This window comes from Methylobacterium sp. WL64, assembly GCF_008039945.1.
In the GTDB taxonomy this organism is placed as follows: domain Bacteria; phylum Pseudomonadota; class Alphaproteobacteria; order Rhizobiales; family Beijerinckiaceae; genus Methylobacterium.
This window is the reverse complement of sequence record NZ_VRVA01000049.1, coordinates 1-13,891: the sequence shown is the minus strand read 5'-3', so window position 1 is coordinate 13,891 and position 13,891 is coordinate 1. Positions and strand designations below refer to the sequence as shown.

The following is a 13,891-nucleotide window of genomic DNA, read 5'->3' as shown; positions in this document are numbered from 1 at the left end:
CCCCGCTCAGCCTTCGGTGCGGAAGCGCCCGGCCAGGGCCTCGGCGTTGCGGGCCAGCAGCCCCAGATCCGAGCCGACCGCGGTGAACCGGGTGCCGGCCGCGATGTAGCGCTTGGCCAGCTCCTCGCTCGGCGTGAGAATACCCGCATGTTTGCCGGCCTTCACGATCCGGCCGATGGCTGCCTCGATGGTCGCGACCACCTCCGGGTGACCCTGCTGGCCGAGATGGCCGAGGCTGGTGGAGAGGTCGCCGGGCCCGATGAACACGCCGTCCACGCCTTCGACGGCGGCGATCGCGTCCAGATTGTCCAGGGCGCGGCGGGACTCGACCTGCACGATCACGACGATCTCGGCCTCGCAGCGGGTGTGGTAGTCCGGGATGCGCCCGAATCGGGCGGCCCGGGGCGCCTGCGAGAAGCCGCGGATGCCGCGGGGCGCGTAGCGCGTCGCCGCCACGACCCGCTCGGCCTGCGCGGCATCGTCGATATTGGGGATCATCAGCGACTGGGCGCCGGCATCCAGGATGCGCTTGATGGTGATGGGGTCGTCGCTCGGCACCCGCACCACCGGGTTGGTGGCGTTCTCCATCATGGCCTGGAGCTGAACATAGATGTCCCGCAGGTCGTTGGCGGAGTGCTCCATGTCGAGGAGCAGCCAGTCGAACCCGGCGCCGGCGACGATCTCGGTGGAGATCGGGCTGGCGAGGCTGCACCACAGGCCGATCTGCTGGCGCCCCGCGCCGAGGGCGGCCTTGAAGCGGTTGGTGAGTCGGTCCACGGCGATCCCTCTCCTGGCGGCCCCGGCCTCTGCGGGCCGTCGGGCGCCCATCAGGCGCAGCCTTTCCGCCGGAGGTCAAAGCCAAAGGCTGGATCGATCGATGCCGCGGGCGCATCGATCGACGCCGCGGGCGCTTGGCTCATCGACGCCGCGGGCGCTTGGCTCATCGACGCCGCGGGCGCTTGGATCAGGCGGGGGCGCTTGGATCAGGCGGGGGGCAGCTCCGCCAGGATCGCGACCAACCGGGCGATCAGCGGTTCGTCCGCGTCCCGCCGCCAGGCCAGGACCAGCTCGGCGGGGCGGGGGGCCGGCAGCACCAGCGGCCGGAACGCCACGCCCTCGAAGCGCAGGCGCTCGGCCGCCGCCGGCACCAGGGCGATGCCGAGGTCGGCCCGGACCAGGGCCAGGATCGAGTGGATCTGGGTCATCCGCTGCACGATCCGAGGCTCCACGTCCGCCTCCGTGAGCAGGCCGAGGATCAGGTCGTGGAAGTAGCGCGCCTCGTTCGGCGCGTAGGCGATGAACGGCTCGCCGCCGAGATCGCCCGGGGCGAGATGCGCCCGCGCCGCCAGGGGATTCCCGGCCGGCAGGGCCACCACCAGGGGCTCGGCCACCGCCCTGACCGCGATCAGGTCCGGATGGACGATGGGCGGGCGCACCAGGGCGGCATCGATGCGTCCAGCCAGCAGCGCCTCGACCTGGTCCCGGCTGACCATCTCGCGCAGGGCCAGCGTGACGTCGGGCAGCGCCCGCCGGAGGGCGGTGACGAGGCGGGGCAGGACATCGTAGGCCGAGGCCGCGGTGAAGCCGAGCTTCAGCACCCCCGCGCGCCCGGCCGCGACCTGGCGGGTGACGTGGGTCGCGGTCTCGGCGAGCCGCAGGATGCGCTGCGCCTCCGGCAGGAAGCTGCGCCCGGCCGCGGTCAGGCGGACGGATCGGCTGGTGCGCTCCAGGAGCTGCACGTCGAGCACCCGCTCCAGCACCTGGATCTGCCGCGACAGGGGCGGCTGCGTCATGTTCAGCCGGGCGGCCGCACGCCCGAAATGCAGCTCCTCCGCCACGGCGGCGAAGCACCGGAGCTGGCTGAAGTCGAACATCGGATCTCCCCTGCGCGCCGGGACGCGGAGGGGAGATCATAAGGCCTCTGCGCCCCTCAGTCGTTCGGCCGATAGAGGTACCGGCCCGCCGGATCCGCGCCGAGGTCCGGGGATCCCGAAGGGCCCACAGCCCTTCGGCGGGGCTCGGGGCGCGGAGCCCCGAAATTCGCGGGGCTCCGGTTTTACGGCGCCAGCTCGTTGCCGGCGTAATCGATCTTCCCGTCGGCGCCCTTCTTCCAGGCGTAGATCACGTAGTCGGGCCGGGTGAGGTCGCCCTTCTTGTCGTACACGATCGGGCCGACCACGGTCTCGATCGTCTTGCCCTGGTGCAGCCAGTCGGCCAGCACCTTGCCCTCTATCGAGCCGGTCTCGGTGGCGGCCTTGGCCAGCACCTGCACGGCCGCGTAGGCATAGAGCGTGTAGGCATCGGGATCGATGTTCTTGGCCTTGAACGCCGCGACCACGGGCTGGGCATTCGGGTTCTTCCGGGCGTCCGGCGAGAAGGTCATCAGCGTGCCCTCGGCGCCATCGCCGGCGATCTGCGCGAACTCTTTCGGGGCGAGGCCGTCGCCGCCCACCAGGGTCGCCTTCAGGCCCTGGTCGCGCATCTGGCGCAGGATCAGCCCGGCCTCCGTGTGGAACCCACCGTAATAGACCACGTCGACATTGGCCGACTTCAACTTGGACACGAGCGCCGAGTAATCCTTCTCGGCCGGGTTGACGCCCTCGAACAGCACCTCCTTGGCGCCATTGGCCTTGAGCGTCATCTGCGTCTCCTGCGCCAAACCCTTGCCGTAGGACGACTTGTCGTGGACGAAGGCGATCCGCTTGCCCTTGAAGTGATCGGCCAGATACGCGCCGGCCACCACGCCCTGCTGGTCGTCGCGACCGCAGGTGCGGAAGGTGTTCCACATCCCGCGCTCGGTGAACTTCACGTTGGTGGAGGACGGCGTGACCTGGACGATGCCGGCGTCGAGGTAGACGTCGGAGGCCGGGATCGACACGCTGGAGGCGAAGGCACCGACCACCATCGTCACGCCGTCCGCGGCGAGCTTGTTGGCGATCGACACGCCTTGCTTCGGGTCGGAGGCGTCGTCGCCGTAGATCGGCTCGAACGGCCGGCCCTTGATGCCGCCGGCTTTGTTGATGTCCTCGATCGCCTGGCTGACGCCGTTCTTCACCTGCACGCCGAAAGCTGCATACGGCCCGGTCAGGCCGGCCGAGACACCGATCTTGATCGGTCCGCCTTTGTCCTGGGCCTGTGCAGTGCCCATCGTCAGAAGACCAAAAATGGTTATCGACAGTAATTTCTTCATGACCGCCCCCGCGCTCGAAGTCTAATCCGACCCGGCAGCCTGATGCAATGTTTCGGCCAGACCCAACGACCGCGCATCGATCTGCCGCGACGCGGGCTTAAGCCTGTTTTCAACCCGCCGCGCCGTCAAGGCCGCAAGCATAGGGATTAGCCGCACGGTCCCGATCTGAAACCGATCTGGACCCTGTCACCCCGCATTCGGCGCCGAACGGCGCGGGCGTACCCTCGGATCCTGGCCGGGGACGCTGCGGGATCGATCGACCTGGCGGCGGCGCAGGATCGATGATTCGCCGGACGGGCGCGTCCGGTTGAGACGCGTCGGGCGCGACGGCCGTGCCGCCCCTCAGGTCCGGAGGCCGTGCGAGGGCGCGGCCCCCCGCCCCGGCAGAACGCTGCCGAGGCTCTTCCATCGATCTCCCCGGCGCCCGGCGCCGAGGAGGCTCTGTTGTGGCGAGCGCGGTGCGGGACCGGGCGCGGCGCCTCCCGGCGGAGCGTGGCCGACGCGATCGGGTCAGCAGCTCAGGCGGCGTCCCTCGCGGCGTCCGAAGGTCCGGTAATGGGCCGCACCGGACTCCATCTGGCCGCTGGCGACGGCCCGGCGGACATCGGGGTTGCAGCGCAGATACTCGCGCTCATCGAACCCGCCATAGGCGCGCTCACCGTAGCCCCGGTCGCCGTAGCCGCGGTCGCCGCGATCCCGGCCCCGGTAATCGTCGCCGTCCCGGTCGCGGTCGCCGTAATCCCGGCCGCCATAGCCATAATCGGGGCCGCGCTGAGCGAGGGCCGGGCCGAGCGCGGACATCACGCCGAAGCCGACGGCAACCACAGCCAAAAACGCTTTCATCGTACCTGTCTCCTCACCGAGCCTGGAAACGCGTTGGGCCCCGGATGGTTCGATGGGCCCGCGGGCGAGCGTAGATCTCGGCGGTTGCGATCCTCCACCCCCGGGCTGCGGACGCGCGGATCGATACCGCGCCCGAACGCGACGCCCCTGTCCCCGCTGGACGGCCTCGCCTGCACCCACACCGCATCGAGCCGCAACGGGTATTTCCGGGCCATCGCGGGTCGTCGCCTGCTGGACGCAGGTTTTCGGGCCGAATGGGAACCAGGCGAACCGGGGCATCGATCCGACCGTCCGCGGAGCGCGCGCGCACGGCTAGCGCGGGCTCGCGGAACCGATGCTCCTCGACATGCGGCTCGGCGGGACGGGGGAGGTCCGTACAGCGGCCGCGTGGCGCCGGGCGGAACGTGGGAGCCACTCTGGCGGTGGGGTGGGCTCGACGGCCTCGATCCGCGTCGGCGTCGGCCTGAGAGCGCATGACCTACAGGTCCGCCCCGTATGTAGACCGGGCGAATACGCGAGAAAGACCGGACTGGATCTGCCTCGATCTTGGCATCCGCCACGGCTTTACGGAGAGCGGGACGCCGCTGCCGGCCTGCTTGAACGTGGACCGCGGGGCAGGGCCCCGGTACCGGGGCTCGTCGGGCCAGGGCGCGCTCGGCCACGGCACGCCGCAGACCTTCCTGGTATCGGTGTCGGCAAACGTCCGAGCGCCGCACCGGGCGGCGCTACCGGCGGTTCCGCCGGTAGCGCCGTGTCTTCCGCTTTACATGCGGTGCATCATCTCCCGGCGCATCATGCGGTGGCGCATCTCACGGTGCATCATGCGACGCTCCATGTGACGCCGCTCCATGCGGCGCTCCATGTGGCGACGCTCCATGCGACGCTCCATCCGATCCATCTGGACGGTCGAGACGATGTCGGCCGGCGCAGCGACGGCGCCGGGGCCGATCGGGGCGGCGGAGGCCGGGGAGGCGACGGCGGCGCCGAAGGCGGCGAGCAAGGCCGCAGTGATGATCGTGGTGCGCAAAGGATGTTTCCTCTCATGCCGCCGTCGAGGGCGGTTGTTTTCCGCTGAGCCGTGAGAGGAGCAAATCCTTCCCGGTCCCAGCTCAGCAAGCCGCAGGCCGCCGAGATGGTTCCGTGACGGATCGGGTCGGGGGTGCCTCCGGCCAACCGCTCGCGAGGTCGTGACGGGCGCGATCCGCGCAAGCCCGCCCGGCGGCCGCCGTGAGGTTCGGCGTCGCGCGCGAGCGCCAGGCGCCGGTCAGGCTTCCAGACGCGGCACGGCGCCGGGGGGCGGCGCCGGGGGCGTCACGCTGGTCGCCCCCGGATCGGCGCGATGCCGGCCATTCAGCTCCGACGGGACGGGACGGGGGAGCTCCAGGGTCGGGAGCGCGATACTCTTCGGGTCGCCGAGCAAGGTGATCTGCTTGACCGTGACGGCTTGCCGGCCGCGCATCAGCGGGTTCTGGCGCACGTAGCTGATGAATTCCTCGGCCGCCCGCAGCTTTGACTTGTTCTGCTCGGCCTCTTGCGCCCGGATCCGCTCGGCCTCCGCCTCCCGGATCTTCGCCTCCTTGGCCTGGTGCTGCAGTTCGAGCGAGGCGAAAGCAAGTCCCGTAGCCGCACGGTCGAAGACAGAGCTCGCGCGCAATGTCGGACGGGAAAATAGAATATAAACGCTGTTGGCGACCAAGAAAGCGGCCACCAAAAACACGCCGAGATCGGCGACGTGCCCACTCACAGTCCAGAACACCAGCACGACAGCCAACGATAAGACCGAGAGTCCGAGAAGAACGTATCGCAACGCCGACATGATATAGCCTAAATTCATTTTTTGAATCGAATTGAGACGATTTATAAAGGTTTCGATTCTGAAAGGCAAATCTATCGGGGCTTTGCGTAGTGCGCAGGCCCCAGCCGCGGTCCATCCCCGGTCGGAGGCGGGACGGGTCGCAAAGCACGGGACCGGCCCGGTCGGACCGCCCCGCCGCTCGGCGGCGCCGGCGCCAGGGAAGCCGCCGGCCGATGCGCGGGACCGGCGCGAACGGAAGCCCGGGCAGGGCACGGCACTCCCGGGGATCCAGATCGGCCTGCGGATCGGCCAGGACCAAGCCGAGTCCGGCATGCGCAGCCTGGAGCGTGCGCCCGCGCCCTGGAAGGGCAGGGCCCGAGGGAGGTCCCCGACCGCCCCGGTGGGGAACGCCCGGGGGATCGCGAGGCGCCGGCGGACCGGGCGCAGCTGTTGCCATTGTGCTCTATTCGACCGACGATTTCTGATACATCCGGATCGTGACGGTGCGCCGATCCAGTAAATGGCTTAGCGCGGACGTGCGATACGGATATCGGGGGATATCTTGCTGGAAAACTCCGACGATATTGTCTCAGAGGCGACCCTGATCGCGGCGCTGGAAGCCTCCGGCGGGGTCGGCTTCTGGATGTGGGACATCGCCACCGACGACGCGCGGGCCGATCCGGTCACCGCGCTGCTGTTCAACATCAGCCCGGCCCGTTCGCGGGCCGGGGTCAGCCTCTCGGAGATCCTGAAGGCGGTCTATCATGCGGATCAGGAGCACATCTCCCAGGTCATCCTGGACTGCGTGCAATCCGGCGGCTCGTATACCGCCGAGTACCGGGTCTGCTCCCCGGAGGGCCGGCTGCGCTGGGTGTTCACCCGCGGGCACTTCTACCTGGACGAACTCGGCCGCCCCCTGACCGGACGGGGGGTCGTCGTCGAGATCTCGGACAGCAAGTCCGCCGGCACCGCCTTCGCGACGCAAGACGGGAGCACGATCGAGGACGCCCTGAACAAGACCGCCGACCTGTGCCTGTCGCTCCACAACGCGGTCTCGGCCCTCGGCGACACCCGCATCGTCGCCCTGACCGAAACCCTGCTGCTCGAGATCGGCCGCCACCTCGCGAGCCGGCAACGGTCCCCGTCGAACCAGTCCATGCATTGACGTCGGGCACGCACCCTGAGGCCACCGCACAAGGATCGGGCGTGGGGCGCGTCTTCCCACGCCTCAGGCCGGCCCTCGCTGCTTCAGCCACAGACCGAATTCCTGGACGACGGAGACGACCTTCTTCAACCGCATGCCGTCCTCGGTCAGCGCATAGTCTACTTTGACCGGCGTCGTCGGATAGACGGTGCGCTTGATCAGGCCGGCGGCTTCGAGGGCGCGGAGATCCAGCGTCAGCATCCTCTGCGAGATCCCCGGCAGATCACGCCGAAGCTCGTTGAAGCGCTTCGGTCCGTCGATCAGGTAGGACACGAGGAGCAGGCGCCAGCGGCCGCCGAGCAGATGCATCGCGTGCTCGACGGAGCACCCGGTCACGGTCGCTCGCATCGACCGACCCTCGCGCCACCATACGTATAATTCTTGTTACTCACGCACAAAGTCTTGCGTTCTTTCGGCATCGATAGAACTGCGCTACGTATCTCTGCGGAAACGGTCGTTTCCAACATCGATGAGATCGAGTTGTCCGGGCGCAATCATGAGACTGTACTACATTCCCGCAAGCTGCTCGCTCGCCCCGCACATCATTGCCCACGAGCTCGGCCTCGACTTTGAACTCTGCAAAGTCGATCACGCCGACCACAGGACGGAAGAGGGACAGAATTACTACGCCGTCAACCCGCACGGCTACGTGCCCCTCCTCGAACTCGACGACGGCCGGATCCTGCGCGAGGGCCCCGCCATCCTGCAATACCTGGCCGACCTGAAGCCGGAGACGCGCCTCGCCCCGGCGAACGGCAGCTTCGAGCGCTACCGTCTTCAGGAGATGCTGGGCTTCCTGAATTCCGAGATCCACAAGGGCTTCATTCCCCTCCTCTACGCACGCCTGGCGGGGCGGTATGTCGAAACCGCCAAGCCGAGGCTCGAGGCACGCTTCGCCTGGATCGACGCGCAACTCGCCGGGCAGGCCTTCCTCATGGGGGAGACCTTCACGGTCGCCGACGCCTACCTGTTCGCGCTCACGGGCTGGGGGCAGGCGCCGTGGCTCACCTCGTATTACCGAGCCGACATCCATTTCGACCGCTTGCACAACCTGGACGCCTGGTACGGCCGCGTGCGCGGGCGCCAGGCGGTGAAGACGGCGCTGATGGAGGAGGGGCTGACGTAGCCCCCGCCGCCGCGCGGCACGGCCAACCCGGTCCTGCGGGTCCGGGCCATCCGGACCGCGCGCAGTGCAGCGAGGCCCCCGGGACCCGGCGGGAGTGGGCGCAACCTGCGACCTTCCCGGCCGGAACTTGGCCGTGCGGGCCCGAGGTTGCCCGGATGAATGGATCACCGCGATCCACCATCCATTGCGAGACACCGGCATGACCCTCGATACACGTTCGATCTACGTCACGGCCCTGAAGAACACCCACGCCGTCGAGATGCAGGCCCTGCAGATCATGGAGCGGCAGGTCGAGCGCCTGGAGCGCTACCCGGAGATGGAGAAGGCCCTGCGCCGGCACATCGAGGAGACGCACGGCCAGCGCCAGCGCCTGGAGGAGGCGCTGCAGAGCCTCGGCGACAGCCCGTCGGCGCTCAAGGAGGGGTTCCTGGGCTTCGTCGGCAACATGATGGCGCTCGGCCACACACCGGCCCAGGACGAGATCCTGAAGAACACCTACGCCAACCACGCCTTCGAGAACTTCGAGATCGCGGCCTACGAGTCACTGCTGACGATCGCGGATGCGGCCGGCCAGCAGGCGCATCGGACCGGCTTCCAGCAATCGCTGAAGGAAGAGCAGGGCATGGCCGAGGCGGTGCGGTCGCTGATCAAGCCGACCACCGAGCGCTACCTCGCGCTGACCACGGCCGGCGAGAAGGCCGACCGCTGACGATCCGGACCGCGGCCGGCCTTGCTGGGGCCGGCCGCGAACGCGCAACCATCGAGGCATGAAACGCGCGGCCATGGAAACCGAGACGACGCGCGCGCCGCCCTCCCGGGCACGGGCCGACGACGGCTCCGCGGGCGAGCCCCTGGGCCAGTCCTGCGTGCATCTCTGCGTCGACATGCAGCGCATGTTCGCCGAGCCGACGGACTGGCAGACGCCGTGGATGCCGCGCGTCCTGCCGCACGTGCGCCGCCTCGCCGAGGCCCACCCGGATCGGACCGTGTTCACGCGCTTCATCCCGGCGGCCCGCCCCGGCGAGGGACGAGGCACGTGGGCGACCTATTCGGCCCGGTGGTCCGGCATGACGCGGGCTGCGCTCGATCCCGGTTTGATCGAGCTGGTCCCCGATCTGGCCCGCCTCGTCCCGCCCGCGGAGGTGATCGACAAGACCGTCTACTCGCCCTGGCTCGAAACGGACCTCGACGCGCGCCTCCGGGCGCGGGGCGTGGACACCCTGGTCGTCACCGGTGCGGAGACCGATGTCTGCGTGCTGGCGGCGGTGCTGGGCGGCGTCGATCTCGGCTACCGCATCGTGCTCGCCACGGACGGCCTGTGCAGTTCCTGCGACGAGGCCCACGACGCCCTGATGGTGATGTACCGGATGCGCTACGGCCACCAGGTCCTGACCCTGACGACCGACGCGATCCTGGAGCGCTGGCCGTGAGCAGCGTCCCCCTGTCTTGAACTGTTATAGTCAAGCTCTAGCGCGATAGGCCGGGTGCGATCCGCGGTGTTCTGGATCACGAACACTCGATGTGTGCAGATTCACGCGCGAAAAACAGTCGCGACCGTCGAACCGAACGGCAGCGTCACCGTTATGTCCTCGAACACTATTCCGGAGGGAAGGACATGGCCAAGCACGAGATCCTCGGGTACTTCGAGCACCGCCGCGACGGGGCCTGGGTGTGCGTCCGGCCGTTCACCCTGACCACGCGCGATGCCAGCGTCGACATCCGTCAGGGCATGCGCTTCGATTACGGCAAGCGCGTCGGCGGGCTCGACCTCGCCGAGTACCTGGAGCAGCTCGGATCGCAGTTCGGTTCGTAAGGCGGCCCGGGCCAGCGGATCGCGCGCAACAAATCCATGCCCGTGGAGGGCGCCGGGCGAAAACCCGGCGCCCTTCGTCGTTTCAGGCCCCGCCCCACTGCATCGTGAGGCCGCCATCGACCACCAGCGTGTGGCCGGTGACGTAATCGGCGGCCCCCGACGCGAGGTAGAGGATCGCTCTGGCGATCTCGCCCGGCTGCCCCGCCCGGTGCCACGGGATCCGCTCCAGGGACTGGTCGAGCACCGCGGTCTTCTCGAAGCGGTCCGCGGTCATCGGCGTCTCGATCAGGCCGGGGGCGACGTTGTTGACGTTGATCCGGTCCTCCGCGAGTTCCCGCGACAGGCTCCGGCACAGGGAACCGAGTCCGGCCTTCGACATGCCGTAGGGAGCGCTCTCGGGGGTCGGCAGGTGCTGGGCCACCGAGGACACGAACACGATCTTGCCGCCACCGCCCTGCGCCCGGCGCATCCCGATGAACGGGCGCGCGCAGAACAGCGGCCCCATCAGGTTCACCCGCAGGATCCGCTCCAGCACCGTGTCGTCCATCTCGGCGACCGGCATGCCGCTCATCGCCTGACCAGCGTTGGCCACCAGGATGTCGAGGCCGCCCAGCTCGCTGCCGACGCGGTCGTAGGCGGCATTCACCGCGGCGGCGTCGCCGACGTCGAGTTGCAGCACCAGGGCGCGGCGGCCGGCCGCCTCGACCCGGGCGGCGGTCTCGCGGATCCCGGCCTCGTCTGTGTGATAGGTGATCGCCACGTCCGCCCCCTCCCGGGCGAACAGCTCGGCGGTCGCCTGCCCGATGCCGGAATCGGCTCCGGTGATCAGGGCTCGCTTGTCGGTCAGGATCATCGTTGCGTGCCTCGTGCGTGCGCCGCCGTGCAGGCGGCCGGATGCCGGGGCAATGGGTCGGACCCGGGAGGGTTCCGGCCGCGCCGACCCGCCGCGGGCAAAGCCGGGTCCCGGGAACCGGGGGTCTTTGACGCCCGCCGCGCCCGTGCCCTACTGAGGAGCATGTCCCTGGATACCCCGACCCCCATGCTCACGGAGGAGAGCGCGCCGACCACCCGCTGCCGCATCCTGGCGACGGCGGCGGCGTATTTTCGCGAGATCGGCTACCAGAAGACCACCGTGGCGGACATCGCCCGGACGCTGAAGATGAGCCCGGCCAACGTCTACCGGTTCTTCGAGTCGAAGAAGGCGATCAACGAGGCGGTGCTGGAGCGGCTGATCGGCGAGATCGAGGCCCTGGTCTCCGAGGTCGCCGCCCGCCCGGGCCTCGGCGCCACCGAACGCCTCGTGGCGGCGATCGACCTCCTGCACCGCGACTGCACGCGGCGCTGCGAGGAATTTCCCCGGCTCCACGAGATGGTCGAGGCGGCCATGGGCGAGAGCTGGGAGGTCTGCCGGCACCACATCGCCCGGGTCACGGCCGGGTTCGAGCGCATCGTCCGCGACGGCGTGGCCCGGGGCGAGTTCGAGGCCGCCGACCCGGCGGAGGCGGCCGCCTGCATCCATGCCGGCATCGCCCGCTACACCCATCCGCTGCTGGTCGGGCAGACCGCGCTCCAGCCGGTCCCCTCGCTGGAGGCCATGACGGCGTTCCTGCTGCGGGGCTTGGCGCCGCGGGGGCCAAGCGGTGCCGGACCGGCGCAAGGCGCACGACTGGGCTGAACCGATGACGCGTCGCCGGCCTCCTCGCAGCACAGCCCGCACGATCAACGGTGGCGTACGGCATCCAGCGAATGGGATCGCACCCCTCATGGATATCGATCGCGCCTTGCCTGAGCCGCTCACCGATGCGGAACGCGCCGCCGCTCAACGCGGCCTGGCCGACCTGCACGCGGGTCGGTTCGCGACGACGGCAAGCGTCGAAGCCGCGTACCGCCGCTTCAGACCTCAGCGCCTCGATCCGGATCCGACCCCCGATACGAAGCGCTGAGCCGATCCGAAGACCTTACTCCGAGGCCCGCCCCGCCTCCGGCGCCGGCTCGGACACGCTCGGCTGCGGGCCGTCATAGCCCTCGATCACCAGGATCTCGGCATCGACGCCGCCGCGCTGCTTGGCCTTGGCCGCCTGGTAGAGGTCGGAGTTCCAGCAGGCGAGGGCGTCGGCGTAGCTCGGGAACTCGATCACCACGTTGCGGGAGCGGGGCTGGCCCATCACCGCCTCGAAGGCGCCGCCGCGCACCAGGAAGCGCCCGCCGTGCTTGGCGAAGGCGATGCCGTTGGCGGCCACGTAATCCTTGTAGGCCTCCGCGTCGCGGACATCGACCCGCGCGATCCAGTAGCCCTTCGCCATCCTGTGCCTCATCGGTTGCGGGGTTGAGATGGATTCCGGCCGCCCGAAGGCAATGCCGGGCTTCAGGCCAGCTCGGCCACAATCGCCTGCGCCACGGCGCGCGGGTCGGCGGCGCCGGTGATCGGGCGCCCGACCACCACGTGGTCGATCCCGACCCTGCGGACGTCCCCGGGGGTCATCACCCGCTTCTGATCGCCGGCCTCGGCGCCCGCCGGGCGGATCCCCGGGGTGACGATCAGCCGGTCCGGCCCAACGATCCGCCGGACCGAGGCCGCCTCGGCCGCCGAGCAGACGAGGCCGTCGATGCCGATCTCGGCGGCCTGGGCGGCCCGCTTGGCGACCAGCTCGGCCACCGGCAGGCCGTAGCCGGCCTCCGCGGCGTCGGAATCGTCGTAGGAGGTCAGCACCGTCACGGCCAGGATCTTGAGGCTCGCGCCCCGGCCGCGCACGGCCGCCCGCATGGTCTGCGGATAGGCGTGAACGGTGAGGAAGGTGGCGCCCAGGCCCGAGGCCGAGCGCACGCCCTCCTCGACGGTGTTGCCGATGTCGTGGAGCTTGAGGTCGAGGAACACCTTGAGCCCGCGCGCCGCCAGCCGCTCGGCGAGCGCCAGGCCGCCGGCGTAACCCAGCCGGTAGCCGATCTTGTAGAAGGTCGCGGCATCGCCGATCCGGTCGATCAGCGCCTCGGCCTCCGGCACGCCCGGGAGATCGAGGGCCACGATCAGGCGGTCGCGGGGGTCGGCACTCTCGGTCATCGCGGCGTCCTTCGGGCTGGCGGCACGGACCACGCCGCGGCGATCCCTGTCAATCAGGACCGGAGCCTATCAGCCGCGCTTGCCGGCCTTGGCGCGCCGCCTGCCGCGTACGAGGCCCTCGGCCAGGGCTTCGTTCATGCGCGCCTGCCAGGGACCGCCGGCCTGGTAGGCGGCGAGCACGTCGGGATCGACGTTCAGAGTGAGTTGCACCCGCCCGGTCTGACCCTGCGAGGGACTCCCTTGAGCCAGGGCGGCGTAGACGGCGGGCGGAAGCACGTCGCGGGCCGGGCGCAGGCGCGCCAGTTCGGCGTCAGTCAGTTCCGCCGAATCGGGATTGTTGGCGATGGACGCCTGGAGAAGCGCCTCCTCGGTATCGCTGAGCGGAGGCGCCCTTCGCTTGGTCGTGTCACGCGTCGTCATAGGCCTTCCGCTCCTTCCGGCTGGCCGGGCGCAGGCTGATCGCCGAAACCGCCTCCGTTCCGAGCACCGCGAACGTGAGAGTCACGAGTTGCGCGTCCAGGAAACCGACGGCCTTGAAGCGGCGCCCGCCCGTCTTGCTCGCGTGGGTCTCGCTGACCAGGGCGGTCTCCCATTCGAAACGGGCCTGCGCATCGGCGAAATTCAGGCCGTGCCCCTCGGGCGGAGGCCTGAGGTTCTCTGACGCTTCGGCTCGTCCCATATCATCCGCACACGATTTTGTAGCGCCCGGATGGCGGGACCGTCGAGCCTTTTTAGGGCTTGCTCACCCGCCCAGCACCCGCGCCACCTCCGCCTTGAGCACCGGCAGCAGTTCCGCCTCGAACCAGGGCTCGCGCTTGAGCCAGCCGTTGTTGCGCCAGGACGGGTGGGGCAGGGGCAGCAC

19 protein-coding genes and 1 pseudogene are annotated in these 13,891 nt (G+C 69.6%); 7 read left to right on the top strand and 13 right to left on the bottom strand.

Annotated features, from left to right (window positions below):
• Positions 1-6: 6 nt before the first annotated feature.
• From FV242_RS19155 to FV242_RS19130, 6 genes are all read right to left on the bottom strand, one after another.
• Positions 7-777, bottom strand: a complete 771-nt coding sequence (locus FV242_RS19155; RefSeq protein WP_147908413.1) for an HpcH/HpaI aldolase/citrate lyase family protein — start codon at positions 775-777, stop codon at positions 7-9.
• Between the two features lie 206 nt (positions 778-983).
• Positions 984-1,874, bottom strand: a complete 891-nt coding sequence (locus FV242_RS19150; protein ID WP_147940021.1) for a LysR family transcriptional regulator — start codon at positions 1,872-1,874, stop codon at positions 984-986.
• Positions 1,875-2,056: 182 nt separating this feature from the next.
• Positions 2,057-3,190 carry a branched-chain amino acid ABC transporter substrate-binding protein gene (locus FV242_RS19145; protein ID WP_147940020.1) on the bottom strand — a complete coding sequence of 378 codons (1,134 nt, stop codon included), beginning with the start codon at positions 3,188-3,190 and terminating at the stop codon, positions 2,057-2,059.
• 510 nt (positions 3,191-3,700) lie between these two features.
• Entirely contained in the window at positions 3,701-4,033 is a 333-nt protein-coding gene (locus FV242_RS19140) for a hypothetical protein (protein WP_147940019.1), read from the bottom strand.
• Positions 4,034-4,796: 763 nt separating this feature from the next.
• Entirely contained in the window at positions 4,797-5,060 is a 264-nt protein-coding gene (locus tag FV242_RS19135) for a hypothetical protein (protein ID WP_147908417.1), read from the bottom strand.
• A 237-nt stretch (positions 5,061-5,297) separates the two neighbouring features.
• Positions 5,298-5,918, bottom strand: a complete 621-nt coding sequence (locus FV242_RS19130) for a hypothetical protein (protein ID WP_147940018.1) — start codon at positions 5,916-5,918, stop codon at positions 5,298-5,300.
• Between the two features lie 472 nt (positions 5,919-6,390).
• Here FV242_RS19130 and FV242_RS19125 point away from each other — a divergent pair, with 472 nt between their 5' ends.
• Positions 6,391-6,993 (top strand): PAS domain-containing protein, encoded by a 603-nt coding sequence (locus FV242_RS19125; RefSeq protein WP_246692283.1) that lies wholly within the window; start codon positions 6,391-6,393, stop codon positions 6,991-6,993.
• A gap of 63 nt (positions 6,994-7,056) precedes the next feature.
• Here the strand turns inward: FV242_RS19125 and FV242_RS19120 are convergent, their stop codons facing one another.
• Positions 7,057-7,380 carry a helix-turn-helix domain-containing protein gene (locus FV242_RS19120; RefSeq protein ID WP_147940017.1) on the bottom strand — a complete coding sequence of 108 codons (324 nt, stop codon included), beginning with the start codon at positions 7,378-7,380 and terminating at the stop codon, positions 7,057-7,059.
• A 148-nt stretch (positions 7,381-7,528) separates the two neighbouring features.
• Between FV242_RS19120 and gstA the strand changes: the two genes are divergently transcribed.
• The 4 genes from gstA to FV242_RS19100 all read left to right on the top strand — a co-directional run bounded on the left by gstA (position 7,529) and on the right by FV242_RS19100 (position 9,971).
• The gene (gstA, locus tag FV242_RS19115; protein WP_147940016.1) at positions 7,529-8,158 is read left to right on the top strand and encodes a glutathione transferase GstA; all 630 of its coding nucleotides are present in this window, start codon (positions 7,529-7,531) and stop codon (positions 8,156-8,158) included.
• 199 nt (positions 8,159-8,357) lie between these two features.
• Positions 8,358-8,867 carry a ferritin-like domain-containing protein gene (locus FV242_RS19110; RefSeq protein WP_147908421.1) on the top strand — a complete coding sequence of 170 codons (510 nt, stop codon included), beginning with the start codon at positions 8,358-8,360 and terminating at the stop codon, positions 8,865-8,867.
• 73 nt (positions 8,868-8,940) lie between these two features.
• Positions 8,941-9,588, top strand: coding sequence for an isochorismatase family cysteine hydrolase (locus FV242_RS19105; protein ID WP_281407079.1), 648 nt, complete (start codon positions 8,941-8,943; stop codon positions 9,586-9,588).
• A 185-nt stretch (positions 9,589-9,773) separates the two neighbouring features.
• A complete protein-coding gene (locus FV242_RS19100; RefSeq protein WP_007563351.1) occupies positions 9,774-9,971 on the top strand; it encodes a hypothetical protein in 198 nt (65 codons plus the stop codon).
• 82 nt (positions 9,972-10,053) lie between these two features.
• On the opposite strand, the gene FV242_RS19095 is transcribed toward FV242_RS19100, so the two are convergent.
• Positions 10,054-10,824, bottom strand: a complete 771-nt coding sequence (locus FV242_RS19095) for an SDR family NAD(P)-dependent oxidoreductase (RefSeq protein ID WP_147908422.1) — start codon at positions 10,822-10,824, stop codon at positions 10,054-10,056.
• A 162-nt stretch (positions 10,825-10,986) separates the two neighbouring features.
• Here FV242_RS19095 and FV242_RS19090 point away from each other — a divergent pair, with 162 nt between their 5' ends.
• Positions 10,987-11,646, top strand: a complete 660-nt coding sequence (locus FV242_RS19090; RefSeq protein ID WP_147908423.1) for a TetR/AcrR family transcriptional regulator — start codon at positions 10,987-10,989, stop codon at positions 11,644-11,646.
• Positions 11,647-11,734: 88 nt separating this feature from the next.
• The gene (locus FV242_RS19085; RefSeq protein WP_147940014.1) at positions 11,735-11,914 is read left to right on the top strand and encodes a hypothetical protein; all 180 of its coding nucleotides are present in this window, start codon (positions 11,735-11,737) and stop codon (positions 11,912-11,914) included.
• Between the two features lie 15 nt (positions 11,915-11,929).
• On the opposite strand, the gene FV242_RS19080 is transcribed toward FV242_RS19085, so the two are convergent.
• The 5 genes and pseudogenes from FV242_RS19080 to FV242_RS35585 form a co-directional block, all read right to left on the bottom strand.
• Positions 11,930-12,274 carry a DUF1330 domain-containing protein gene (locus tag FV242_RS19080; RefSeq protein ID WP_147908424.1) on the bottom strand — a complete coding sequence of 115 codons (345 nt, stop codon included), beginning with the start codon at positions 12,272-12,274 and terminating at the stop codon, positions 11,930-11,932.
• A gap of 62 nt (positions 12,275-12,336) precedes the next feature.
• Positions 12,337-13,029, bottom strand: coding sequence for an orotidine-5'-phosphate decarboxylase (gene pyrF / locus FV242_RS19075; RefSeq protein WP_147940013.1), 693 nt, complete (start codon positions 13,027-13,029; stop codon positions 12,337-12,339).
• 69 nt (positions 13,030-13,098) lie between these two features.
• The gene (locus tag FV242_RS19070) at positions 13,099-13,449 is read right to left on the bottom strand and encodes a BrnA antitoxin family protein (RefSeq protein WP_147940012.1); all 351 of its coding nucleotides are present in this window, start codon (positions 13,447-13,449) and stop codon (positions 13,099-13,101) included.
• Complete coding sequence (locus tag FV242_RS19065; RefSeq protein ID WP_246692777.1) at positions 13,436-13,708, bottom strand: BrnT family toxin; 273 nt, start codon at positions 13,706-13,708, stop codon at positions 13,436-13,438. Before FV242_RS19065 ends, FV242_RS19070 begins: the two co-directional genes overlap by 14 nt.
• 63 nt (positions 13,709-13,771) lie before the next feature.
• Positions 13,772-13,891 (bottom strand): annotated as a pseudogene (locus FV242_RS35585) (uracil-DNA glycosylase family protein); the annotation flags it as partial.